Below are 24,017 nucleotides of genomic sequence, written 5' to 3'. Positions count from 1 at the left end.
TCGTTGGAGAGCAGTGTGTGTTTTCCACCAGTTTAGATACACTTAGTTCGGAAAACCGAACGAGAGCGAACTATATGATTCTCGCCACCAGAGTCCCTCAAGCGAAAGATTAAGACTACTCACGGCGTTGTTAACTACTAGTGAAACACATGTCTCCATCGACGGAACTGGTCGTCGCGGAGCCGGGGGACGGGGGTCCATCTACAGCGGTGGCGCAGTCCGCAGATGACGGGAACACCGGTGTCCAGCTCACCCGGGACACCGTATTCCACACGCTGAGCAATCAGCGCCGTCGGCTGGTCCTCCAGGCGCTCGACGAACGCGAGCAACTCACGGTCCGTGAACTCACCAGTTACGTCGCCGCCAAGGAATGTGGTATCGACGAGTCCGAACTGGACTACAAACAGCGAAAACGGGTGTACACGTCGCTGGTCCAGACCCACCTGCCGATGATGCAGAAACACGAGATCATCTCGTACGACAAATCACGCGGCACGGTCGAGCCCTCGGCCGACCTCTCCGCGTTCGACGTCTACCTCGAGGTCGTGCCCGAGGACGAACTCCACTGGAGCGAGTTCTACCTCGGGCTCGCTGCAGTGTTCGGTTTCCTGGCCGGCCTCGCGTGGGTCGGTATCGCTCCGTTCGCCAGCCTGCCTGGCCTGGCGTACGCTGGGCTGTTCACTCTCGTTCTTGCGAGCACGGCTGTCATCCACCTGTGGTCGTCGCGCAAAAAGCGTCTCGACGCCCGTGAACGGCGGCCGTTCGTCAACGACGACGACGAATTTACGCGATGAGCTTCTCTTCACCGCGCTCGACGACGACGCGGCACGGCGGCGAGATCTTGTTGTAGGCACGGCGGAACGCGTCCTTGACGACGGGTGCCTGCTCGACCGTACACCAGCACGTAAAGAGACGCTCGCCACGCGGGATGCGGGCGGCGGTCCCGACGACCTTCCCGAACGCCTGGCGCATCCCGTCGGAAACACGGTCTGCCCCTGCGCCGGTCGCCTGCTTGTTCTCGCGCAGGACGTGGTGCGGGAACTTCCGCAGGATCATGTAGTAGTTGCCCTCGCCGAGTTCCTTGATGAGGTGGCGGTTCGCCGACAGGCGCGATGCCTCCATCGAGCCGTGGCGGATCTGGCACTCCTCCTCGAGGACGAGGCTGATCTGGACCGGCCAGTCGTCGGGCTCGGACGCCGTGTCGCCCATCTTGTGCTGTGCGATCTTCGAGCCAGGGATTCCCGTGATGTACTCGCGTCGGGTGTACGCGGGCTTGGAAATCTCCCGGTACATCGAGGCAGGTTTGTCCGACATGGTCAGTACGGAAAACTCACTGTCACGGCGCGAATAAACCTGTTCATTCGAAGTCGGCACGTGGGGGGCATCGAACGGGAGGAACTGGCCGAGTTCAGTCGTCGGCGCTGGACCAGATCGGCGAGAAGTCGCTCTCGTCCTCGGTGATGTCCTCCCAGGCCTCGACACCGCGTTCCTTGGCGGTGCCGGGAATCGTGTTGTCCAGCACCAGCGCGATGAGCCCACCGACGGCCATCCCGGTGCCGCCGATGACGAACAGGGTGTTCGCGACGGGGTCGCTACCCAGGACCGGGCCGAGGACGGCGATGCCGGCGAGCCCCTCCTTCAGCACCGACACACCGCCGACGTTGCCCATGTAGCTCGGAATCGACAGCCCGCTGAACAGGGCGATGCCGATGACGAACACGTTGCGCGAGGAGTCGAGGTCGACGTACTTCAGGTTCGAGATGCCGACCGCGACGATCTGCCCGAACATCGCGAGGAACAGCCCGCCCACGATGGGGTTCGGGATGGTCGCGACGAGCTGGCCGAACGGCCCGAAGAACCCGACGACGAGCATCACGGCGGCTCCGACCTGGACGACGCGGCGGGAGGCCACGCCGGTGAGTCCGATGGCTCCGATGTTCTCGGAGTAGGAGGTCGACCCGCCCGCACCCATGATGCCTGCGAAGACGTTCATCAGGCCCTCCATCCCGATGCCGTGGTTGATGCGGGACTCGCTCGGTGCGCCGGTCCCCGTCAGCCGGGCGACGGCGTGGTAGTCACCGAAGCTCTCGATGATAGATGCCAGCACGCCCGCGAACATCCCGATGGCGAACGCGGCCTCGAACTGCGGCATCCCCCACTGGAGCGGGTAGATGGCGAAGACCAGCGACACGTCGGTCACCGCGGCGAGGTCGACGTACCCCGGCGTCCCCGACGTGTACACGCCCGCGACGCTGAGTGCGGCCGCGACGACCCACGCGATGACGATGGCGAGCAGCACCGGGAACAGCTGGAACACCCGGTGCCCGTCACTGAGGTACTGCGAGAACAGGACGACCAGCCCGACGGTCAGCCCGAGCAGCCACCAGTTCTGGGTCGCCGAGGTTATCTGCGGGACGCTGAACAGCGACAGCCCGATGAGCGCGATGGTCGGCGCGACGACCACCGGCGACAGCAGCCGGCGAAGCCGCCCCACGATGCCCAGGTACCCGATGAACACCTCGGTCGTCGCCGCCGCGATAATCGCGCCCTGCAGGAACAGCAACTTGCTCTCCCACGGCGCGCTGCCCGGTAAGGCAGGTGCGGTCGCCACGATGGCCAGCGCCGGCGCGAGCATCGAGAACGGTGCTCCCTGCACGATGGGGTACCGGTTCCCGAACGTCGTCTGCGCCATCGTCGCGATGCCGGAGACCACGAAGAACGTCCCCACGAACTTCGCCGTCACGTCCGCGGGCATCCCCATCGCCCCTGCGAGAATCAGCGGGACCGCGATGTTCGCGCCGACCATCGTCAGGTAGTGCTGGACCCCCAGCAGTACCGACGTGGACAGCGGCGGTTCGTCCTCGATACCGTACTCGACGAAACTGCTCCCACCATCGGTCTCGGCGGTTTCAGCGTCGTCTGCGCCCTGACTTGTCATGGTTGGCCCTCGTGCATCGCTCCATATCGGCCAGCATAATTGTGCTGATTCGCCCCCGCAGGACTGGCCCCCATCCCTCTCAGACCACCCTTCTCGCACAGAGAGAATCATCAGCCTGGTTGACGTTCTCGGAACGCGTCTAGTCCAGCATGAAGCTACAGTCCTCCAGACCCGTCCCTTCCGCCGGTGCCGGTATCGGGCTCGGCGTCGGATTCGGTGCCTTCGTCGGCATCCTCATCACCAGCCTGGCGAACGCGGAGGTGTCGACCGGGATGAGCTTCGGTGCCGGCGGCGGTGCCCTCATCGGCATCATCACGGGAGCGCTCCTCGACGCGTACCGTCGCGAAGACTGGTCCGTGAACAGTGTCGTCGTCGGTGTCGCCGTCGGCCTCGGCATCGGTGCAATCACCGGTCTCCTCACCGCCTGGTCGCTCTCCAGTGACATGGCACTCGGGCTCGTCGGTGGTGCGGGTGGTGGCCTCGTCGTCGGCCTGTTCGTCGGGGCGATGCTGGAGCGAGTCGCTGGTGATGCGACGGTAGCGGACACCTGAGACGCTGCTCGGTCGGGGATTTGAACTCACTCTCTCCGCTCACTGCGTTCGCTACGCTCGCTGTTCAAATCCCACTTCCTGCGCGTTCACGAATCACCAACCGCTCGCTGTCGCTCGCGGATTGGTTCAGGGAAAATGCTCGGTCGGGGATTTGAACCCCGGTCATCGGCTCGAAAGGCCGAAATGATTGGCCGGACTACACCAACCGAGCGTGCTCCGCATCCGAGACGATGGGGTGGGTAAGTATAAATCCGTCCTTTTGTTCCGGCGCTGGTGGGTGAATCTCTCTCATGCGAGCGCGAGCGCAATCGCGTACAACCCGGTCAGAACGGTGAGCGCAACCCCGAATCCCGCGAACAGGAGCGGCCGTCGCATCCCGTCGGGTTCGAGGAAGGCCACGGACGGAGCAGCCGGGTCGACGTAGGCTGCGACGGTCGTCTCGTCCTCGTACCTGCTCACGACGTCCCAGGCGGGGTCCGAGTACGGGTAGCCCGTCCGGGCCTCGGGCGGCAGCACACGGTCGGATTCGTAGGTCTCACCGTCGAGTTCGTACCGGTAGCTGACGACGGGCACGAAGTAGGTGCCGCCCCCGTCGTGCTGGCGTTCTTCCACGGTCGCCCCCATCACCTGTGCCGGCACGCGTTTCCGGCCCGCCAGCATCGCGCGCTGGGAGCGGTACTCCTGGACGCCGGCGTACGCGAGCCAGAGGCCGACCAGCGCGAACGGGAACCCGAGTAGGACCTCTATCATCCCTACGTGGAGAGAGGGGCCAGGGGTGGAAAAGCCCCGGGCCGGGAAGCGCCGGACACCCGGCTTGCTGGTGTGGATTGGCACCACTGCAAACTTTAACCCGGACCGGCGTGACAACCCCGAACATGAAGCAGGTACGCTTTCGCGACCCGGCAGGCGCAGTCAGGACCGGCGAGTGGGACGACGGGACCGTCCGATTCGGCGGCCGCGAGTACGCACAGGACGACGTGGAGATCCTCCCGCCCTGCGAGCCGACCAAGATCGTCTGTATCGGGCGGAACTACGCCGACCACGCGGCCGAGATGGACAACGACGTGCCGGACCGACCGCTCCTGTTCCTGAAACCACCGAACGCGCTTTCGTCGCACGGTTCTACGGTCACCCTACCGGCGGGGAAGGACCGGTTAGATTTCGAGGCCGAACTCGGCGTCGTCATCGACGAACAGTGCCGACACGTCGAGGAGGCGGACGCGATGGACGTGGTCCGCGGGTTCACCTGCGTGAACGACCTCTCGAACCGCGACGACCAGCGCGAGGAGACCAACTGGGTCCGCGGGAAGGCGTTCGATGGTGCCGCACCGGTCGGCCCGGTCATCGCTCCCGCCGAGGACGTGCCCGAGGATGCCGCCGTTCGGTCGTACTGCAACGGCGAGCGCCGCCAGGACGGCACTCGTGACCAGATGATATTCTCGGTCCCGGAGCTCATCGCGGAGATAACGCGGTACATGACGCTCGAACCCGGCGACGTCATCGCGACCGGAACGCCGGAAGGCGTCGGGAAGCTCGAAGACGGCGACGAGGTCGTCGTCGAGGTGGAGGGTGTCGGCCGCCTCGAGCATACGGTGGAGATTCCCAGCGCTTAAGGTTTAGGTTGGCCTAATCTGGGCCGAATGGAACTGACACGGCGCGACGCGCTCGCGGCCCTGGCCTCCGGCGGGGTCGTCGTCGGCTCGGGGGCGGCCGCACTCTCCCAGAGCGACCTCCGCGAGGCCGAGGAGACGGTCGACGCCGAGGTGGATGTCGAGACGCTCGTCGCCGTCGCCGAAGTCGTCTATCCGAGCGAGGCCGAGAACGTCGAGTCGTTCGTGCGGACCTACGTCGCGGGGCGGACGACCGGCCGTCCCGACTACCGAACCGGGGTCGCCGAGGCACTGTCGGCCCTCGACGAGCTGGCCAGAAGCTGGTACGACGGCCCGTACACGACCCTCGACCAGGAGACTCGGGACAGTCTCCTCCGCGAGGTGGGCGTCGACGCCATCGACCCGGACCCGGGTGGGTCGACCGCGGCACAGGTCCGCTACTTCGTCGTGAACGAACTGCTCTACGCCTTCTACACGTCGCCGACGGGTGGCGAACTGGCCGGGACCGAGAACCCTATCGGACACCCCGGCGGGACCGAGAGCTACCAGCGGGGGCCGGAATGAGCCGGCAGGAGACCGACGGCCTGGACCGTACTCCCTCGCCGCGGGCAGACGTGTGTATCGTCGGGGCCGGGCCAGCGGGCGCGCTCGTCGCGTCCGAACTCGCCACGGCGGGCTACGACGTCGTCGTCCTCGACGCCGGCCCCAGATTCGACCCCACCGACCGGCTGGAACGCATGGAGCGCCGAATCCGCCCGGCTCACGGTCCGCTGTCGGTCTGGGACATGGGCGGTGAGCGCGACGCCTTCACCAGCGAAGGCGAGATGTACTACCCCCTCAATGCGGCACGGGTGAAAGGGGTCGGCGGGACGTCATTGCACTGGCAGGGGATGGTGTACCGGCTTCACGAGGCTGACTTCGAGCGCCGAAGCCGCGACGGCGTGACCGCCGACTGGCCCATCGGCTACGACGACCTCCAGGAGTACTACGCGGCAGCAGAAGCCGAACTCGGGGTCTCCGGTGCAGACGACAACCCGTTCGCGCCCCCGCGCGAAGAGCCCTATCCGATGCCCGCGTTCAAGCCCTCCTACTCGGACTCTATCTTCGCGGAGGCGTGCGAGGAACTCGGCATCTCGACCCACTCGTCCCCGAACGCCCGGAACTCCGAGGCCTACGACGGCCGAGTCCCGTGCCAGGGCTACGGCACCTGCAAACCCGTCTGTCCATCGGGGGCGAAGTACGACGCGACGGTCCACGTCGCGCGAGCCGAGGAAGCGGGTGCCAGGGTCGTCGACCGCGCCCCGGTCCAGCGCCTGGAGCACGACCGGAGCGGCGACACCATCGAGGCGGCGGTGTACGCGACTCCCGATGGCGAGGAACATCGCCAGGAGGCCCGACAGTTCGTGCTCGCGGCAGGTGGCATCGAGATTCCCCGGCTCCTCCTGCTCTCGCGCTCCGAGCAGTACCCCGACGGCCTCGCGAACTCTTCCGGGCTGGTGGGGAAGTACTTCATGGACCACCTCGCGGCCCGCGTCGGCGGGACCATCGACCAGGAGACCCGACAGAACCACGTCGGCTTCATCACGACCGAGAGCCACCAGTTCTACGACGACGGGGGCGCGGAACGCGGGCCGTTCAAGCTCGAATTCATCAACTACGCCGGTCCCTCGCCGGTGGGCGAAGCACTCACGTCCGGCCCCGAAGCGCCCTGGGGTGACGCGCTCCTGGACCACATCCGTGAGTCCTACGGGAACTATCTGGAGGTCACGGGCCTGTGCGCCCAGACGCCCCAGAAGTCCAATCGTGTCGAGCTGAATCCAGACGTGACGGACGATCACGGCAATCCTGTCCCCGAGATTCACTGGTCCATCGACGACCGGACCCGGCGGACCATCGAGGCCGCGAACGAACGCCAGCTCGCCATCATGGACGAACTCGGTGCCGACGTCGGATGGGTCGTCGGTCCCGATACCACCGGGCCAGCGTTCCACCACATGGGCACGACTCGGATGGGCGAAAACCCCACAGAGAGCGTGGTCGACCCGGCATGTCGCACCCACGACCTCGACAACTGTTGGGTCGCTTCCTCCTCGGTGTTCGTCACCGGTGGGGCACTGAATCCGACGCTGACCATCGCGGCGCTCTCACTGCGGGTCGCCGACCGGCTCGGCGAGGTACTCTGAGGCCCGTCGCCAGCTGGTCAGGACGCGTCTCCTCTCGCCGACGGTCTGCCAATTTTTGGCAAACCTATGTGACTTATTCCCATGTAATTATTAAGACTATATTCTCGGCCTTCGAGAATCGGCTTCAGTTTATATTGTATCCATTATCGAACCTGTAACCGATGAACGAGTCAATCGGCGCACCCGGCAAGGGCATCTCCCGACGAAAGTTTCTCGCCGCCACGGGTGGCACCGGTCTCTTCGCGATGGCCGGCTGCACGACCACCACGCAGCCGACCGTGAACCCCGTCGAGACGGGTGGGAACACCGCAAAGCTCCTTGGTGACCTCCCGACGACGAGCAAGCCCGAGGTCGTCGACCTCGACGAGCGCGGGCACGAGGTCACCCTGAAGCCGGTGAAGGCGACCCACCACCTCCACCCGCTAGAGACGATGAACGGGCCGATCTCCCTGCCCGTGACGTGGGCCTTCGCTGCCGACGACGGCGAACCGAGCGTTCCGGGACCGATTCTCCGGTGCACCGAGGGTGCCGAACTGAAGATCACGCTCGACAACACGGACGCCCCGCACCCGCACACGCTGCACTTCCACGGCGTCCGCAAGACGTGGGAGAACGACGGCGTCCCGACGACGACGGGTATCACGGTGATGCCCGGCGAGAAGCACACCTACACCATCCCGGCCAACGTCGCGGGTACGCACCTCTACCACTGCCACTACCAGACGCCGATGCACATGGACATGGGGATGTTCGGCGTCCTCCGCGTCGACCCCGAGGGCTACGAGGAGGCCGACAAGGAGTACTTCATGACGGTCAAGGAGTGGGACACCCGCCTCTCGCGCCAGTACGCCGGCGAGAACGTCAAGTACGACCTGACGGACCGGATGGCCGACGCCTTCTCCATCAACGGGAAGTCCGCTCCCCGGACCCTGCACCCCGAGGACGGCTCACCCATCATCGTCGAGCCCGGCGACACGGTCCGCATCCACTGGGTGAACGCCGGGTTCCACAGCCACCCGATGCACATCCACAACCACCGGTTCAAGGTCGTCGAGAAGGACGGCAGCCCGTGGCCCGAGCAGATGCAGATCCTCCAGGACGTCATCAACGTCGCGCCCGCGGAGCGCTACACCATCGAGTTCGAGGCCGACGCCGACCCCGGCATCTACCTCATCCACTGCCACAAGGTCAACCACATCCGCAACGGGGATTCGTACCCCGGTGGGATGCTCGGCGGCATCGTCTACACGGACGCCATGCAGAGCGACATCTTCGCGAAGCTCATGGAGTACGCGGGATACGAGGCCTGAGTCATGGAGCGACGTGAGTTCCTGACGGCGGCGGCCGGTGCCGGCTTCGCGGGCCTCACGCTGGCCACCCCGGCCGGTGCGCAGGCAGGCGCGGGAGAATCGCTGGCCGACTGGTTCGCCAACACGGACAACGTCTCCGGGTTGGCCGACAAGCGAGGCCAGAGCGAAGTGACCATCACGGTCGGTGCAGCCGGTAACGGCGGCGCGTTCGGCTTCGAACCGGCCGCGGTCCGGGTCGACCCCGGCACGACAATCGTCTGGGAGTGGTCCGGCAAGGGCGGCATGCACAACGTCGTCGCGAGGGATGGACCGTTCAAGTCCGAGATGTTCTCGGACGCGGGCGCGACTTTCGGGTACGCTGCTGAAGAGTCCGGAGTCTTCCGCTACGCCTGTGCGCCCCACGAGGCGATGGGGATGAAGGGCGCACTCGTGGTGGGTGACGCCGAGGTTTCGTTGGCAGAAGCCGAACCCGAACCGACCGCACCCACTGGACCCACCTTCGACGGCTGGCTGGCAGGCGTCGAGAACTACACCGACGTGGTCGACATGCGCGGAAAAGAGGAGGTCCGCGTGAAGGTTGGAGCCGATGGCAACGGCGGCGAGTTCGCCTTCGAGCCCGCGGCGATCCACGTCGACCCCGGGACGACGGTCGTCTGGGAGTGGGTCGGCTCCGCCGGCGCGTACAGCGTCGTCGACGACCAGCTCGGCTTCGAGAGCGAGCGGGTCGCGAGTCAGGGCACCGAGTACGCGCTCCAGTTCGACGGTGACGGTGTGAGCAAGTACTACTGCGAGGACTACGGCGAGCAAGGGATGCGTGGCGTGGTCCTCGTCGGGGGAGGCGCACAGACCGTCCCGACCACGCGAGCCTACGCGACGGCCGGGCTCGGCGCGGCGGCCATCGCCGCCCCGCTCGGCCTCGGACTGTACGTCCACTACAAGGATACGGTCAGCCAGGACTGAGCGGCTGCATCACCTGGCTGTCCGGCGGCCTGCACCGTTCTCGCTCTCGTTTTCGCTGTTTCCGTGACTGATTTCGACCACCCTGCTGTTGCCACATCCCACCCCGATTTGATATAGCGAGATACAGTGTATGTGTCCGGGATGGGACGCCGATTGCCCACACAGACTGGTTGGAAAATCGAACTGTAAGTGCGATTCCGGGGGCGAAGCGACCCAGATTGTCAGAAGTTGACACACCACCCGAACCGCTTTTACCGGGGCACGTGACCGTCTGGACAGGTAGTTCATGCAGACCCTATTCGTTTTCTGACGGGAGGCGGGCACACACTGGCGGACTCGACCCCGCGAGTCCTGCCCATCCCGTTCTGTTTCCAGCGAGCCGACCTGGCCAGCCTCGGCATCGATTCGATATCGTCCCATAGCCGATAGGCCGTGGCCGGCTCCCGCACTGCGTTCCGAACGACCGGACCCCCAGAGAGATGTCACGACAGTCATCACACGCGGTACTCGCCGCACGAACCGACACAGGCGCACCGAACACAGACGAGATCGAGGCCCTCACCGAGGCTGCAGGCTACACCATCCAGCAGATATTCACCCAGACCCGGTCCGAAGACCCGACCTACGACCTCGGGCCGGGGAAGGTCGACGAGGTGGCCGAGGCGGTCCGCGAGAGCGACGCAGACACCGTCATCGTCGACAACCGGCTCTCGCCCGCCCAGCTGTTCAACCTCACCGACCGCCTCCCCGACGGCACCGAAGTTCGCGACCGCTACCGCCTCATCCTCGACATCTTCGAAGCCGGCGCGAGCACGAAGCGCGCCCAGTTGCAGGTCGAACTCGCCCGCCTGCGCCACGAACTCCACCGGCGGCGCGAGGAGCAGCGCCGGAGTGAGGAGTTACAGGGGCTCCAGACCATCCGTGACCCCGAGGGCGAGTGGATTCGCGAGGTGAAACAGCGCATCGACCGGATCCACAACAAACTGAACGCGCTCCCGGACGAGGCCGGCGCGAGCAGGAGTCGAAAGCGCGAGGCAGGCTTCGACTTCGTCGCCCTGGCTGGCTACACCAACGCCGGGAAGTCGACACTCCTGCACCGACTCGCGGACGACCTGACCCTCGAAGCGGCCGAGCCTGCCCACAGCGACCTCGGGGAGACCGCCGGCGTCGAGGACCGGCTGTTCAAGACCCTCGACACGACGACGCGCCGAGCCACGATGGACGGCCGCCGCGTCCTCCTCTCCGATACCGTCGGGTTCATCCGGGACCTCCCGCACGACCTCGTCGAGGCGTTCCGGTCGACCCTGACGGAAGTCCACGACGCGGACGTGGTCGTCCTCGTGGTCGACGCGAGCAAGCCGGTCGCGGAACTCCGGGACCGTGTCGAGACCTGTCACGCCGAAATCCAGGGGACGCGCGGACAGCTCGTCACCGTCTTCAACAAGGCCGACCGCCTCTCCGAGGACGACCTCTCGGCCCGAACCGACGCCCTGGCGGCCCTCGCGCCCGACCCGGTCATCGCGAGCGCGACCGAAGACGACGGTCTGGACGACCTACGAGCCCGTATCGTCGACGCCCTCCCGACCGAGTCCGCCGAATTCGACCTGCCCCACGTCCCGGAGACCCAGCAGTTCGTCTCGTGGTGCCACGAGCACGCGACTGTCGACTCCGTCACCTACGAGGACCGGGTGTCCCTCTCGATTCGGGGCCGGCCGACCATCGTCACACAGGCGCGGTCGCGTGCCGAATCGCTCGACTGACTGGCCTGGTTGACTACGCTTAAGGCCCCGCGGGCCGGTTTCTCGCACATGCAACCACGCGACCTCTCGGCCCACGTCGCCTACAAGGCCGGGCGCGGCATCGAGGAGGTCGCCAGGGACCTCGGCATGGACCCGGCGGCCCTCACGAAACTCGCGTCCAACGAGAACCCCCACGGGCCGTCCCCGGAGGCCATCGCGGCCATCCAGGAGGCGGCACCGGGCATGTCCTCGTACCCGAAGGCGGCCCACGCCGACCTCACCGCGGCCATCGCGGACCGCTGGGACTGTGACCCGGCACAGGTCTGGCTGGCCAACGGTGGCGACGGCGCGCTCGACTACCTCGCTCGCGCGATGCTGGAACCCGGCGATTCGGTGCTCGTTCCGGACCCCGGCTTCGCCTACTACGGAATGAGCGCGCGCTACCACCACGGCGAGGTCGAGCAGTACACGCTCGACGACCCGGCCCTCGCGCTCACCGCCGAGACCGTCCTCTCGGACTACGACGGCGAGCGCATCGTCTACCTGACGAGCCCGCACAACCCGACGGGCGGGACGTTCTCCCTCGACGCCATCGAGACGGTGGCCGACGAAACTGCAGAAGAGACCCTCGTCGTCGTCGATGAAGCCTACGGCGAGTACGCCGAGACCGAGAGCGCCCGCGGCCTGCTTGGCGAGCGCGACGATATCGCCATCCTGCGGACCTTCTCGAAGGCATACGGGCTGGCAGGCGTTCGACTCGGCTACGCGCTGGTCCCCGAGGACTGGGCCGGCGCGTACGCGCGAGTGAACACACCTTTCGCCGCGAGCGAGCTGGCCTGCCGGGCCGGCCTCGCCGCCATGGGAGACGACGAGCACGTCGAGAAATCGGTCGAGACCGCCCGCTGGGCCCGCTCGTACATGCGGGACGAGATCGACGCACCCGTCTGGGAGAGCGAGGGCAACTTCGTCCTCGTGGACGTGAGCGAGTCCCGCGGCGAGGACGGCGCAGCCGCCGTCGCCGACGAGATGCAACACGAGGGTGTCATCGTGCGCGACTGCACGAGCTTCGGATTGCCCGGCTGCGTCCGCATCACCTGCGGGACCGAGTCGGAGACCCGCGAAGCCGTCGAGACGCTCAACGAGGTGTTGTCGCGGTGAGGGTGGTCGTCACGGGCACGCCCGGGACGGGCAAGACCACCGCGACTGACCTGCTCGCCGACGATTCGGCCGGGGACTACGACGTATCCCTCGACGTGGTCCACCTCAACGAGGTCATCGAGGCCGAGGAACTCTACGAGGAGGTCGACGAGGAGCGCGACAGCGTGGTCGTCGACCTCGACGCGCTCGAGGCATGGGTCGGGGACCGCGACGACGTGGTGCTCGACTCGCACCTCGCGCACTACCTCGACGCCGACCGGGTCGTGGTGTTGCGCTGTGAGCCAGCGAAACTCGAACAGCGTCTGCTCGACCGGGGCGAGAGTCCACCAAAGGCGGGCGAGAACGCCGAGAGCGAGGCGCTCGACGTCATCCTCTCGGAGGCCGTCGAACTGCACGGCCTGGAGAACGTCTACGAGATAGACACGACAGACCGCGACCCCGCGGACGTGGCCGCCGACATCGCGGCCGTCGTCCACGGCGAGCGCGAACCGAGCGCCGGCGACGTCGACTTCATCGAGTACCTATGACGCTCGACCAACTCCGCCCGCAGGTCAAGTCGCTGCTCGATCCGTGGGTCCGCGCCGCCGACGCCCTCGGGCTCAGCCCCAACGGCGTGAGCACGATCGCGTTCCTGCTGGCGGTCGCCGCCGGGGGCGCGTTCGCCTACGCCGGGCCGGCCGTCGCGGATGCTCCGCTGTTCTACGCGGTCGGGGCGACCTGCGTCGCGCTCAACGGTTGGCTCGACGTGGTCGACGGCGAACTCGCGCGGGCACAGAACGTCGCCAGCGAGGCCGGAGACATGCTGGACCACGTGCTCGACCGCTACGCCGACCTGGTCATCATCGCCGGCTTCGCGGCGGGAATCGGTCGGTACGACATCGGGCTCGCCGCGGTCACCGGCGTCCTGATGACCTCCTACCTCGGCACGCAGGCGCAGGCGGTCGGTCTCGACCGCGTGTACGCGGGCTACCTCGGACGTGCAGACCGACTGGCGCTGTCGGGCGTCGTCGGCTACGTCGCGGCCGTGGTCACGGCCGACCTCTACGGGCTGACCGTGGTCGGCTGGCTGCTGGTCGTGTTCGCGGTCGTGGGCCACGTCACGGCACTCCAGCGGTTCTCGGGCGCGTGGAACGCCCTGAGCTGACATCTTCGTCAGCCGACCGTCGTTCGAACTGACAGCCAGCGCCGCGACGGCGTACCTTTTATCATTGCTGGCGGTCAACACACGACCATGGTTCAGTGTGAGATGTGTGGCGCCGAGACGTCGCAGCCGAAGACGGTGAAGGTCGAGGGCGCAGAGTTGGACGTGTGCGACAACTGCGCCGACTTCGGGACCGAAGTCAAGACCCAGCAGTCCTCCAGCACGTCCACGAAGTACTCCACCGGGTCGTCCGGGTCCTCTTCGTCCTCTAGCTCTAAATCGAGTGGCTCCAGCCGCTCCGGCGGCGGTGGCGGTTCGTCTAGACGCAGAGACATGTTCGACGACATGGACGAAATCGCACAGGACTACGACGACCGTATCCGACGGGCCCGCGAGAAGAAGGGCCTGAGTCAGTCGGATCTGGCCAGCGAGCTCAACGAGAAGGCCAGCCTCGTCCGGAAACTCGAACGGGGGGACACGCTCCCCTCCGACCGGATGCAGACCAAACTGGAGAAGTTCCTCGGTATCAGTCTCAAGGCCGGTGGCTCCAGCGAGGAAGAGAAGGACTGGAAGAGCGACTCCGGTGGCACCACCCAGACGCTGGGTGACGTCGTCAAACGCAAGGACTGACCGCCCCGCGACGCGGTGGGCGCTCCTGCCGTCTGACGGCCGTCTGACCTTGGTCACACGGCGACTTTTTTCAAGAAGTATACGGTTAACCAAACAGTCATGAGAGATGACCCTGTAATGAGGGACAATGTCAGACGAGGCAACTGCTGAGACGGGGGATTCCGGGGCCGAGTCACACCCGGACAATCCCCTCTACAAACTGTACGAGCGGTACATCGGGGAACCCGAGGAAGAGACGGACGTCTATCTCGGCTTCGGCCTGTTCTTCAGTGGGATCGTTGTCGGGGTCGTCGCGCTGTTACTGGCCCTCGTGAGCTTCAGCACGCTCGAACCGCAAAGCGATGCGTTCTGGAACTGGACGCGCATCTCCTACGCGCTCGGGATGCTCGCGCTCCCGGCGACCATCACGGGCATCGTCGTCTTGCTCCCGGTCGAACGGCGCGCAGTGTACGCTTCCATGGTCGGTTCGGTGCTCGACGTTGGTGCGGTCCTCTGGTTCGTCTCCGTCTATCCGTCCCAGTGGAACGATTACGGGGCGGGCACCACGCTCGGCGTCATCAGTCTCTACGCGCTGGGTCTCGTGCTCGTCGTGGGCTCGACCGGCGCTGCACTCGTCGCTGACCAGCTCGAACGCTACAAGAAGCCCGGTCCGGCCGACATCCAGGCGGTCGAAGACGAGCTGGACGAGGAGGGAGAGAACTACAGTGACGAGGAGATCCAGGCCGACATCGACGCCGCGATGTCCGGTGTCGACCTCTCGTGGGGTGGGATGGAGAAGAACAGTAACCGGAATCTCAACTTCAATATCGACGACGGTGACATGGACACGTCATCGTTCAGTCAGAAAACCGCGAAGGTGACCCGGTCGAGTGGAATCGACTCCCAGCTATCTAATCTCAAAGCGATGAGAGGTGGGCAGAAGAAGACGGCGACCTCGAACTCGACCGTCGACGACCAGACCCAGAAGCTCAAGGAACTTCGCGAGCGTCGCGAGCGCGAAGCAGAACGCAAGCAAGAGGATTCCTCGCTCGGTGGAACCGGGGGTAGCTCGGTCGGGCTCTGGGGCAAGGTTAAGCGAGCGTTAGGCCTCAGCTGACCGGCCACAACACATTTGTTTTCTGGGCAGTTTCTTCATGGCTTTAAACTGATGAAATAATTTCACATAGTTTTATACTTCGGTGGGTTGGAATTGGCAATTATGGCTAAAGGCCTTGACGTTGGCACGATGAACATCTTGTCTGCCCAGCAGGATGGGAACGACACGGTGTTCGTACAGCAGCGGAACTCTTTCGTCGAAATCGAATACTCGGATATGGCCGAGCAGATGCTCTCTCGCTCGGAAGTTCTGCACATCCGAAAGGACGACAAGGTGTACGTCGTCGGGGACGACGCCCTGAACTTCGCGAACATCTTCAACAAGAACACGCGACGGCCGATGAAGCACGGCATCCTCTCCAGCCAGGAGAAGTCGGCCATCCCGATGATGAAGCTCATCATCGAACAGGTCGTCGGTGAGCCGAACTATCCGGACGAGAAGCTGTACTTCTCCGTGCCGGCGGACCCGAGCGACTCCAGCCTGAGCACGCTCTACCACCAGAAGACCATCGAGTCCTTCCTCTCGAACATGGGCTACGACGCCGAACCCATCAACGAGGGGATGGCGGTCATCTACTCCGAACTCGCGGACAACAACTTCACCGGCCTCGGCATCTCCTTCGGTGCGGGCATGACGAACGTCTGCCTGGCCTACTACGCGGTGCCGGTCATGAAGTTCTCGGTCGCGCGCGGTGGCGACTGGATCGACGAGCAGGCCGCCCAGGCGACGGGCACGCCGGTCGACAAGGTCACCTCCATCAAGGAGAACGACTTCGAGCTCGACTTCACGACGGACGTCGGTGGCGTCGAGGGGGCACTCTCGATCTACTACGAGAACCTGCTCGACTACGTCATCGAGAACGTCGTCCGCGAGGTCGACGAAGAGGACGTCGAAGAGGGTCTCGACGTGCCGGTCGTCGTCACGGGTGGCACCTCCAGCCCGAACGGGTTCGAGGAACTGTTCCGTGACCACCTCGAGGACGCGAACATCCCGTTCTCCATCAGTGGCGTCCAGCACGCCAGCGAGCCGCTCTACTCGGTCGCACGCGGGTCCCTCGTCGCGGCACGGTCCGACGAGGACGTCGACGAGCGCGAGCAGGAAGCCGAAGCGCCGGCAGCCGACGAGTAACTCGTCACTATCGTTCATCGTTTTTTGCGCCGTCACCGCCGATAGCGGCTGCGAAACAGCCGCGTCGTGTCAACGCCCGGCCGTCGAATTCCGCTCGAGACAGCGTCGTCACTGGCCGACTGCCGTGTGTCGAGAAAGTGCCCGTGTTCGTGACCGAGGTTACTCTGCCTGCGTGTTCGTCGGGGCCGCGGCTTCCTGCTGGGCGTCGGGGTCGTCGTCGGGCGCGTCGGTGGTACCGTCCGAATCGACCGCCTCGGTCTCTTCGCTCTCTTCGACCGCCTCCGCAGCGGCGTCTTCGACGCTAGCCTCGTCCTCGTTCAGGTCGGCCTGGTCCTCTGCGTCGTCTCCCTCGGGGGCTTCGCCGGCGTCATCCGCGCCGATGGCGGCGCGGCGTTCCGCCTCGACCCGGTTGAGGTTCTGCGCGTGGTCGTCGAGCTCGCTGTCGGTGAACTGCTGGTGGAACCGACTGATGGCATCCTGCCAGGATTCGATACGGACCGGTTCGGACCGGTGTTCGACGTCGATACCGACCCACCCACAGCCATCGCAGCCGTACGCTTCGACCTCGCTCAACGCGTAATGACTCAGCGACGACCCACAGCGCGGGCACTCTTTCATACAGGCTTCTCTTTATACGGAATAATAAGCGTGTTCCATTCTCTCACGGTCGATACTGGTGTATCCATTCCGGTGTGTCTCGGAACCCGCAATATATTACTACAGAACATACACAAACCTTTTTGTATGTCTATCATGTATGCAGTGATAACATGAGCGCGACCCCGTCTCCGAATCTCGAACGGACCATCGAACACTGTCGACCCGAAGACGTCCAGCCCGTCCGCGTCGACGCCCAGGCACTCGAATCGACCGCCCCCGAGTACCTGCGCGACCTCAAGCACGAGCTGACCGTCGAGGGGTACGTCCCCTCCGTCATCGACGTTCGCGTCCGCTTCGACGAGGACTGCTCGCTGGCGACCCAGCGCGAGGCAGACCGCGTGCGTGACTACGTCCGTGCGGCGTCGTTCATCGGCGCTGGCACCGTCGCCGTCGAGTGCACGGCGGTCGCGAACCCGGAGAAGGTTCGCCCGGCACTCTCGGCGTGTGCCGAGCGGGCCCGCCGCGAAGGCGTCACCTTCGAACTCGACGGACCCATTAGCCTCGACGGCTAAGCACCAACGATGAGCACACGGCGCGCCCTCGCCCAGCAACTCGGCGTCGTCGCTGGCTTCGACTCACCCAGCGTCGAACTCGAACAGTACCCGACACCCCCGGAGGTCGCCGCCTCCCTCGTCCACGTCGCGGATATGGAAGACGACGTGGCCGACCGGACCGTGGTCGACCTCGGGACCGGCACCGGCATGCTGGCGCTCGGGGCGGCCCTGCGGGGTGCCCGGCGCGTCGTCGGGGTCGACCTCGACAGGGACGCACTCGGCACCGCGCGCGAGAACGAACGACGGGTCGGCGCGTACACGGACATCCACTGGGTCGCCGGGGACGCCACACGACCCCCGCTCTGTCCGGGGTCGAACGACGACGTCACGGTCGTGATGAACCCGCCGTTCGGTGCCCAGCGCGGGAACGAACACGCGGACCGGGCGTTCCTCGACGCGGCGGGCGAGGTCGCCGCTGTCTCGTACTCGATTCACAACGCCGGGAGCCGGGAGTTCGTCGAGTCGTTCGCGGGCGACCACGGTGGCGAGGTCACCCACGCGTTCGCGGTCGAACTCGACCTCGACCGCCAGTTCCCGTTCCACGAGGAGGAGACGAAACCGATAGATGCGGAAGCGTTCCGGATCGACTGGACCGGCGAGAACTAGCGTCGATACGTCTCCTTGACGAAGACGCGAACCTTCGTCTCGCCGACGACCGCATAGACCCTGTCGGGTCCGTTCTTCTGTTCTTCCCTGACGAACTCGATACCAGCGATGGTCACGGACGCGTTCTGGACGGAGTCGTTCGTGATCGGGAGTGCGGCCCGGCCGAGTTCGGAGTCGTTCTGCCAGACGAACAGCTCGTAGCCGTCCTCGGTGGCGGCGATGGAGACGTTCTTGCCGTCGAGTCGCGGTTCTGCCGTCGTGTTCCCGGAGGTGTACGCGACCCGCCAGTCACCGTCGGGCGGCTTCAGGAACACCCGGTAACTGGTGCCGCCGCCGACGGCGGTCCAGCCGTCGCGGCTCGCGATGACCGTCTCGCGCCAGCCGACGCCACCGATCTTCACCCGTCGCTGGCCACTGAAGGCCAGCTGGCCCTTCGAGACCGCCTGGTACCAGATGTTGCGGTCCTCGTTGACGACGATGACCCCCGACGAGGAGATGTTCGTGCTCTGGCCGAACGCCTCGACGTCGATGACCGACACCATCTGGTTCTGGACGTCCTCGGCGTACACCACCTCGTAGCCGCGGACCTCGATGGGGTCACCCGGCGCGGTCGTGTCGTCGACCGTCATGAGGTTCACCGGGACACCGGAGCCGACCAGCACCGCGGTCACGACGACTAGCACGACCAGCGCGCCGGTTCGCGGGGTGAACGCGTCGAAGTCCCGCTCGCGCAGGTGCAGGGCGGTCGCGACGAGGATGGCCAGCACCACGACCATGGCCAGGCCGGGGCCGCGGAACAGCCGGTACCGCTCGTTCCCGAGGAACCAGTAGATGGCCCAGAGGTTCTTCGCGACCGCGAAGAAGAGCACCGCGAGCCAGATTCTGAGCGCACTCGGGCGCTCGTTGCGCCGGAAGAAGACGAACACCCCCAGCATGATGCCGAAGAAGAGCCCGAGCGCGTGCCCCTGGATGGCGATACCGGCCCACCACGGCGGCGACGGGGGAGACGCCTGCGCGGTCGTCGTCACGATGGGGTTCTGCAGCGAACTATACAGCAAGGAGAGCACGCGCTGGCCGCCGAGAACGGCGATAACGGTCGTCATCGGGTAGCGGACCAGTGCGAAACCGGCGAACGCGAACACGACGCCGGAGAAGCCGATGACCGGGCCGAGCGCGAACAGGGAGGTCCCGAGGCCGACCAGGAGGACGACGCCGGGGAAGATGACGAGCGCGCGCACCCACGGATTCGAGGCCCAGTCGGCGAAGGAGTGCGAGCCGCGTTCCTGTGGGAAGTGACCGTAGGCGTACTCCGCGATGGGCGCGAGGACGAGGGTCCCGATCATGTTCCCGGTGAGGTGGCCGGCGTCGGCGTGCGAGAAGGGTGCCAGTAGCATCCCGGTCGGGTAGAGGTACGACCATGCCCGGAACGGGAGGGTGACCGGGTCGTCCCAGTGGTTCCAGCCGTCCTGGACGAACAGGTAGATGGCCACGACGAAGACCACCGAGACGAGTGTTCCCCAGGGCACGCCCATCACGAGCCGGGACCGAAGGTGCTGGCCCCAGGTCCCACCCGGTCGGTCCAGCAGGACGACGACGCCGAGGGAGACGAGGAGCGTCAGCAGAACGAAGACGACGATACCGAGCGCCAGCAGATCCATATTCGGCGGAAAGGCCGCGGCGTACTAATGGTTTCGTGCTTCAGGGGGTGACGCGACTTCCCGAGGTGTGGGGAGATGGGTCCAGGTCGTCCGAGTTCGAGACCGCGCCCGAGACTCCGAATGGAACGAGAAGAACAGACCGCGGTTAGACGTCGACGCGGTCGCCGATTTCCACGATATCGAGGTTCGCGGGGGACGCGAAGCTCTTGGCGTGGTGGTGCAGGACCTTCGGGTCGCTCGTCATGCCCTTCCACATGTCCCAGTGGCTCGGGAGCAGGCGGTCGAGCTGGAGGTCGCTCGCGGCCTCGATGATCTGGTTCTCGTCGTTGTACCAGCGGGTCCGGACGGGCTCGCCGGTCTCCTTGTCCGGGATGTTGCCGACGGTCCCGAACGCGAGGATGCCGAGGTCGATGTCGTAGGTCTCACCGAGGCCGGCGAACTCGTCGCTTGGCTTGGTGTCGCCGCCGTGGAACACGGTCCGGCCCTCGTGCTCGAACACGTAGCTCACGGGGTGGGTCGCGTCGGGGTCGTATGCGGGTTCGACGTGGACGGTGAAGCCGCCGATCTCGACCGTATCGCCTTCCTCGACCTCGGTGAACTGCTCGTCTGCGATGTCGTAGTCGGCCTGCCAGTCCTCGTCGTCGAAGGCGACGGCGAGGCTGTCGTCGGGCGCGTAGAAGTCTGCACCCGTGCCCTCGAGGATGGGGGCCTGGCTCGGGCCGTGGACGTGGTCGGTGTGTTCGTGGGTCGCGAGGACCGCGTCGGCCTCCTCGACGTCGGTCGGGTCGAACGGCACCGGAATCATCCGGACGGTTCGCGGCGGGTCGCCCAACCCGATGTAGGGGTCGACGAAGACGGTCGTGCCGTCGCTCGCCTTGAGGACGAATCCGTTGCAGCCGAGATACCAGATAGCGATGCCGTCGGGGTCGGCTGACTCCACCGCGCGCGGGAGCCAGTCACTCCAGTCGCTTCGTGTCATGGGCGAGGATGCGAGAGGAATCGCCGTAAGCGTTGTCTTGCCGGTCGGACTTTCGGCCGGTGGAGCGGTGACTGGCGCGTGCTGTGTCGAATGTGGAATAGGTGGCGGAACTGGCGGTCCGCCACTGTGGGCAACGACTGGCAGCCAGTTGGCTGCGTTTGATGCAAGGCCCGACCTCGATATAAGTTAACTGGCCAACATGAGTGCGCCGGTGCACAGAGATGAGCAATGGTGTCTCGCCCGTTTCCTTTATAGGCGTGGTGCGGGTACGTGGCGGTATGAGTAGCGAGGTCGATCCGAGCGCCACAATCGAAGTCGCCGCGGACGGTGTCTCCGTCGAGAAATCGTTCGCAGCCGACGAGTTTCCCGTCCCTGCTATACGGTTCGTCATCACCTCGAATCGTGACGAAAAAGTGACGATTCGACTCCACGAGGACATCCCCGAGGAGTTCCCGATGGACGGTGTGGGTTTCCACCCCGATTACGAGTCCGACAACTGGACCGCCTTCCAGGACCACCACGTCGAGTTCCACCGGACGCTCGAACCGGGCGAGGAGCTCGTCACCGTCTACGGCATCCGAATCGATGGGGAGGACGAGGTCCCGAAGTTCCTGACCGAGCCGAGCATCTGGGACGTCGAGAACGAGGACGGCGACGCTGGCGACGAGGAGGTAGAACCGGACGAGACCATCGACGAGATCGTCTCCGACGACTCCAACCAGGTCGTCAAGGACATGCTCTCGGGCGAATCCGACATCCCCGGGCTCGACGAGGACGACGAACCCGAGGAAGCTGCGGCCGAGGCGGGCGACGATGACGGTGGCTCCGTCGATATCGACCTCGGATTCGACGACGAGGAGACCACGGAGACCGAGGCAGCGGCGGACGACGAGGGTGACGGGCTCGGTATCGAACTCGACCTCGAAGCGGCCGAAGAGGAGGTCTACGGCGAGGAAGCCGACGCCGACGCCGATGCTGAGGACGGCCCCGAGATACAACTCGACGTGGACGACCAGGCCGAGGAGGACGCACTCGACGACGAGGACATCGTCGTCGACGCGGAGGCCGAGTCCGCTGTCGAGGAGGCCGACGAGACGACCGAGGAGGCCGAGGCAGACGCGGGAACCGACCTCGAAGCCGAGGCCCCGACCGGCGAACTCGACGAGGCCGCGGACGCCGAGGACACGGTAGACGCCGCCGACAGCGAATCCGAACCCGCGGACGAAGCCGCCGACCTCGACGCCGAGGAAGAATTCGAGTCCGACGAGACCGAGCCCGAACTCGACGAGGGCGGAGTCGAGTCGGACACCGATGACGAGACTGACGTCGACGCCGAGACCGACGAGGCAGTCACGCACGTCGCAGCTGAGAGCGTCGTGAGCGCACTACTGGCCGAACTCCGCGAGGACTCGGTCTCCGAAGCCGACCGCGACGCGCTCCGGGAAGAACTCGACCTCGAACCCGCGGGAACCGACGTTGCCAAGGTCGAACACCTCCAGTCCCGCGTCGAAGAACTCGCCGCGTACACGGGTGCGCTCGAAGCGTTCCTCGACGACGAGGGGACGGCCCAGCAGCTACTCGACGACTACCAGGCCGAGGTCACTGCGCTCCGTGACGAGGTCACCGAGGTCCGCCAGACCGTCGAGTCCCACGACGAGGAGCTGGAGACGGTGACCGGCGACCTCGCCTCGGCACAGGAGTCCATCGGTGCCGTCGAGTCCGACCTGAACGCGCTGGACGAGCGCGTCGACAGCGTCGACGAGGACCTGCTCGCACTCGACGGCGAGGTCGACGACCTCCGTGGCGAGTTCGACGAGCGCACCGAGGCCCTCGACGAGTCGGTCGAGTCGGTCCGGGAGGCGACCGAGGACAACAGCGAGGCCGTCGATTCGACCCGCGAGGACATCGACATCCTCCGGGAGGACCTCGACGCGCTCGAGGACGACGTGGAGCAACTCGACGAGGAGGTCACCGCCATCCAGGACTGGCGCGACCAGCTCGGCGAGATGTTCTCCTGAAACGAATCTGTTTTCACCCGGCGGACCGTTCGTCCGCTAAATGGCCGACACGATAGCTGTCGCGGTGCCACGCAAGGGGCGGCCCCTCGAGGCCGTCCTCGAACGCATCGCGAACCGCGTGGGTGCGACGGAGGTGGCCGACGAGATCATCTCCACCCTGCGCTACGAGAAGGCGATCACGAAGGGCAAGAAAGCCGACGCCCGCGACGTCTACGAACGCCTCGCGGAATACAGCGACCTGTCGGCCCACCATCGCCCCGAGTTCACCCTCCTCCGGGACGACCGCGAAGGGATGCCCCGGCGCGTCGTCTTCGACAGTGTGACCATCTCCGCCGACGGCTACGACGTCCAGCTCGTCGGTCGGGAGGAGCCGTTCCGGGCGCTGCGGACCCATTCGTTCGCGCTCGGGTTCGACAGCGCCGACCTCGTCCTGGAGGAGGTCGTCGGCCTCCGACCGGAACCGCTCGGCTCTATCGACGACATCAATGCCCGCATCGACCCGCACGACACGGACGTTCGGGTCGTCACCGGTCTCGGCGATACCGTGTATCACACGCTGATGGCGACGCCCGACACGCTCGACGACTTCGGTGGCGGGAACCCGACCCGGGAGTTCATCGACCGCTACGAGGGCGAGCTCTGTATCTCGCCGCGGTACGAGCGCCTGGTCGAGGCCGTCCTCGGGACCGACGCTATCGCGAACGTCGACTTCACGTACCCCGAAGAGGGCCGGGAGGAGGAGGCCGCCATCGCCGACGTGGGCGCTGGCGTCTACCTCACGATGACGGGGTCGACCGCGCGCGAACACGGGCTGGAACTCGGGACGCGCCTGTTCCCGAGCGAAACGGTGCTGATGGAGAACGAGGCCGAGGCGACGCCCGAGTCCGAGGCCGTCAAGACGCTGTTCGAAACGGCCGAACTCGATACGGCGCTGGCCGTGAACTGACCGATTTCTGGAAGCGACTTTTCGTCCGTCCGGGGTGGCATTCTGTATAGCGACATGGGATTTACGAGCCCGTACTACGACGAGTTCGCTGGGCGCTGGACCGACGCTAACGCCCCAGAAACCGCTCAGTTGGCCGCTGTGTCGTTTCTTCG

24 protein-coding genes and 1 tRNA gene are annotated in these 24,017 nt (G+C 65.8%); 18 read left to right on the top strand and 7 right to left on the bottom strand.

All coding sequences use genetic code 11. From position 1 onward, the window contains the following. Positions 1-149 precede the first annotated feature (149 nt). Complete coding sequence (locus tag ACSC1S_RS07260) at positions 150-794, top strand: DUF7344 domain-containing protein (RefSeq protein ID WP_435363756.1); 645 nt, start codon at positions 150-152, stop codon at positions 792-794. On the opposite strand, the gene ACSC1S_RS07255 is transcribed toward ACSC1S_RS07260, so the two are convergent. Continuing rightward, positions 784-1,314 carry a 50S ribosomal protein L16 gene (locus ACSC1S_RS07255; protein ID WP_435316885.1) on the bottom strand — a complete coding sequence of 177 codons (531 nt, stop codon included), beginning with the start codon at positions 1,312-1,314 and terminating at the stop codon, positions 784-786. The two genes, ACSC1S_RS07260 and ACSC1S_RS07255, sit on opposite strands and share 11 nt — an antisense overlap. Positions 1,315-1,408: 94 nt before the next feature. After that, positions 1,409-2,938 carry a uracil-xanthine permease family protein gene (locus ACSC1S_RS07250; protein ID WP_435363755.1) on the bottom strand — a complete coding sequence of 510 codons (1,530 nt, stop codon included), beginning with the start codon at positions 2,936-2,938 and terminating at the stop codon, positions 1,409-1,411. Positions 2,939-3,087: 149 nt separating this feature from the next. Between ACSC1S_RS07250 and ACSC1S_RS07245 the strand changes: the two genes are divergently transcribed. Beyond that, a complete protein-coding gene (locus ACSC1S_RS07245) occupies positions 3,088-3,489 on the top strand; it encodes a hypothetical protein (protein WP_435363754.1) in 402 nt (133 codons plus the stop codon). A 136-nt stretch (positions 3,490-3,625) separates the two neighbouring features. Here ACSC1S_RS07245 and ACSC1S_RS07240 read toward each other — a convergent pair. Both ACSC1S_RS07240 and ACSC1S_RS07235 read right to left on the bottom strand, forming a co-directional pair. Further along, positions 3,626-3,700 (bottom strand) — tRNA-Glu (locus ACSC1S_RS07240). 77 nt (positions 3,701-3,777) lie between these two features. Then, positions 3,778-4,239: a DUF3592 domain-containing protein gene (locus ACSC1S_RS07235; protein WP_435363753.1), complete on the bottom strand. Its 462-nt coding sequence runs from the start codon at positions 4,237-4,239 to the stop codon at positions 3,778-3,780. A gap of 125 nt (positions 4,240-4,364) precedes the next feature. Between ACSC1S_RS07235 and ACSC1S_RS07230 the strand changes: the two genes are divergently transcribed. The 12 genes from ACSC1S_RS07230 to ACSC1S_RS07175 all read left to right on the top strand — a co-directional run bounded on the left by ACSC1S_RS07230 (position 4,365) and on the right by ACSC1S_RS07175 (position 16,444). After that, positions 4,365-5,102 (top strand): fumarylacetoacetate hydrolase family protein, encoded by a 738-nt coding sequence (locus tag ACSC1S_RS07230; protein ID WP_435363752.1) that lies wholly within the window; start codon positions 4,365-4,367, stop codon positions 5,100-5,102. A gap of 27 nt (positions 5,103-5,129) precedes the next feature. Further along, entirely contained in the window at positions 5,130-5,663 is a 534-nt protein-coding gene (locus tag ACSC1S_RS07225; RefSeq protein WP_435363751.1) for a gluconate 2-dehydrogenase subunit 3 family protein, read from the top strand. Beyond that, positions 5,660-7,282: a GMC family oxidoreductase gene (locus ACSC1S_RS07220; protein WP_435363750.1), complete on the top strand. Its 1,623-nt coding sequence runs from the start codon at positions 5,660-5,662 to the stop codon at positions 7,280-7,282. Before ACSC1S_RS07225 ends, ACSC1S_RS07220 begins: the two co-directional genes overlap by 4 nt. A 161-nt stretch (positions 7,283-7,443) precedes the next feature. Beyond that, a complete protein-coding gene (locus ACSC1S_RS07215) occupies positions 7,444-8,592 on the top strand; it encodes a multicopper oxidase domain-containing protein (RefSeq protein WP_435363749.1) in 1,149 nt (382 codons plus the stop codon). Positions 8,593-8,595: 3 nt separating this feature from the next. Next, on the top strand, positions 8,596-9,552 hold the full coding sequence (locus ACSC1S_RS07210; RefSeq protein WP_435363748.1) for a halocyanin domain-containing protein: 957 nt from the start codon (positions 8,596-8,598) through the stop codon (positions 9,550-9,552). Between the two features lie 479 nt (positions 9,553-10,031). After that, positions 10,032-11,312: a GTPase HflX gene (gene hflX, locus ACSC1S_RS07205; protein WP_435363747.1), complete on the top strand. Its 1,281-nt coding sequence runs from the start codon at positions 10,032-10,034 to the stop codon at positions 11,310-11,312. Positions 11,313-11,360: 48 nt separating this feature from the next. Beyond that, positions 11,361-12,449 carry a histidinol-phosphate transaminase gene (gene hisC, locus ACSC1S_RS07200; RefSeq protein WP_435363746.1) on the top strand — a complete coding sequence of 363 codons (1,089 nt, stop codon included), beginning with the start codon at positions 11,361-11,363 and terminating at the stop codon, positions 12,447-12,449. Then, on the top strand, positions 12,446-12,976 hold the full coding sequence (locus tag ACSC1S_RS07195; protein WP_435363745.1) for an adenylate kinase family protein: 531 nt from the start codon (positions 12,446-12,448) through the stop codon (positions 12,974-12,976). Before hisC ends, ACSC1S_RS07195 begins: the two co-directional genes overlap by 4 nt. Continuing rightward, on the top strand, positions 12,973-13,593 hold the full coding sequence (locus ACSC1S_RS07190; protein ID WP_261651126.1) for a CDP-alcohol phosphatidyltransferase family protein: 621 nt from the start codon (positions 12,973-12,975) through the stop codon (positions 13,591-13,593). Before ACSC1S_RS07195 ends, ACSC1S_RS07190 begins: the two co-directional genes overlap by 4 nt. Positions 13,594-13,680: 87 nt before the next feature. Beyond that, a complete protein-coding gene (locus tag ACSC1S_RS07185; protein WP_435318184.1) occupies positions 13,681-14,220 on the top strand; it encodes a multiprotein bridging factor aMBF1 in 540 nt (179 codons plus the stop codon). Positions 14,221-14,347: 127 nt separating this feature from the next. Beyond that, positions 14,348-15,316 (top strand): cell division protein CdpA domain-containing protein, encoded by a 969-nt coding sequence (locus ACSC1S_RS07180; protein ID WP_435363744.1) that lies wholly within the window; start codon positions 14,348-14,350, stop codon positions 15,314-15,316. A 102-nt stretch (positions 15,317-15,418) separates the two neighbouring features. Further along, positions 15,419-16,444, top strand: coding sequence for a disk-shape morphogenesis protein volactin (locus ACSC1S_RS07175; RefSeq protein ID WP_435363743.1), 1,026 nt, complete (start codon positions 15,419-15,421; stop codon positions 16,442-16,444). Between the two features lie 159 nt (positions 16,445-16,603). Here ACSC1S_RS07175 and ACSC1S_RS07170 read toward each other — a convergent pair whose 3' ends face one another. Next, positions 16,604-17,062 carry a TFIIB-type zinc ribbon-containing protein gene (locus tag ACSC1S_RS07170; protein ID WP_435363742.1) on the bottom strand — a complete coding sequence of 153 codons (459 nt, stop codon included), beginning with the start codon at positions 17,060-17,062 and terminating at the stop codon, positions 16,604-16,606. A gap of 152 nt (positions 17,063-17,214) precedes the next feature. Here ACSC1S_RS07170 and ACSC1S_RS07165 point away from each other — a divergent pair, with 152 nt between their 5' ends. Both ACSC1S_RS07165 and ACSC1S_RS07160 read left to right on the top strand, forming a co-directional pair. After that, complete coding sequence (locus ACSC1S_RS07165) at positions 17,215-17,616, top strand: DUF7961 family protein (protein WP_435318181.1); 402 nt, start codon at positions 17,215-17,217, stop codon at positions 17,614-17,616. Between the two features lie 9 nt (positions 17,617-17,625). Next, positions 17,626-18,264: an METTL5 family protein gene (locus ACSC1S_RS07160; RefSeq protein WP_435363741.1), complete on the top strand. Its 639-nt coding sequence runs from the start codon at positions 17,626-17,628 to the stop codon at positions 18,262-18,264. Here ACSC1S_RS07160 and ACSC1S_RS07155 read toward each other — a convergent pair. Together ACSC1S_RS07155 and ACSC1S_RS07150 are read right to left on the bottom strand one after the other, a co-directional pair. Beyond that, positions 18,261-19,922 carry a rhomboid family intramembrane serine protease gene (locus ACSC1S_RS07155; protein WP_435363740.1) on the bottom strand — a complete coding sequence of 554 codons (1,662 nt, stop codon included), beginning with the start codon at positions 19,920-19,922 and terminating at the stop codon, positions 18,261-18,263. The genes ACSC1S_RS07160 and ACSC1S_RS07155 overlap by 4 nt on opposite strands. Positions 19,923-20,067: 145 nt before the next feature. Next, complete coding sequence (locus ACSC1S_RS07150; protein WP_435363739.1) at positions 20,068-20,901, bottom strand: MBL fold metallo-hydrolase; 834 nt, start codon at positions 20,899-20,901, stop codon at positions 20,068-20,070. A 278-nt stretch (positions 20,902-21,179) separates the two neighbouring features. On the opposite strand from ACSC1S_RS07150, the gene ACSC1S_RS07145 reads away from it, so the two are divergent. Both ACSC1S_RS07145 and ACSC1S_RS07140 read left to right on the top strand, forming a co-directional pair. Next, positions 21,180-22,919, top strand: a complete 1,740-nt coding sequence (locus ACSC1S_RS07145; protein WP_435363738.1) for an AAA family ATPase — start codon at positions 21,180-21,182, stop codon at positions 22,917-22,919. Positions 22,920-22,959: 40 nt separating this feature from the next. Continuing rightward, complete coding sequence (locus ACSC1S_RS07140) at positions 22,960-23,865, top strand: phosphoribosyltransferase HisG-related protein (protein WP_435363737.1); 906 nt, start codon at positions 22,960-22,962, stop codon at positions 23,863-23,865. Positions 23,866-24,017: the final 152 nt, after the last annotated feature.

It is taken from the genome of Haloarchaeobius pelagicus (assembly GCF_051207375.1).
Classification (GTDB): Archaea; Halobacteriota; Halobacteria; order Halobacteriales; family Natrialbaceae; genus Haloarchaeobius.
The sequence above is the reverse complement of the archived record's forward strand: the minus strand, read 5'-3'. Positions and strand labels throughout refer to the sequence as shown.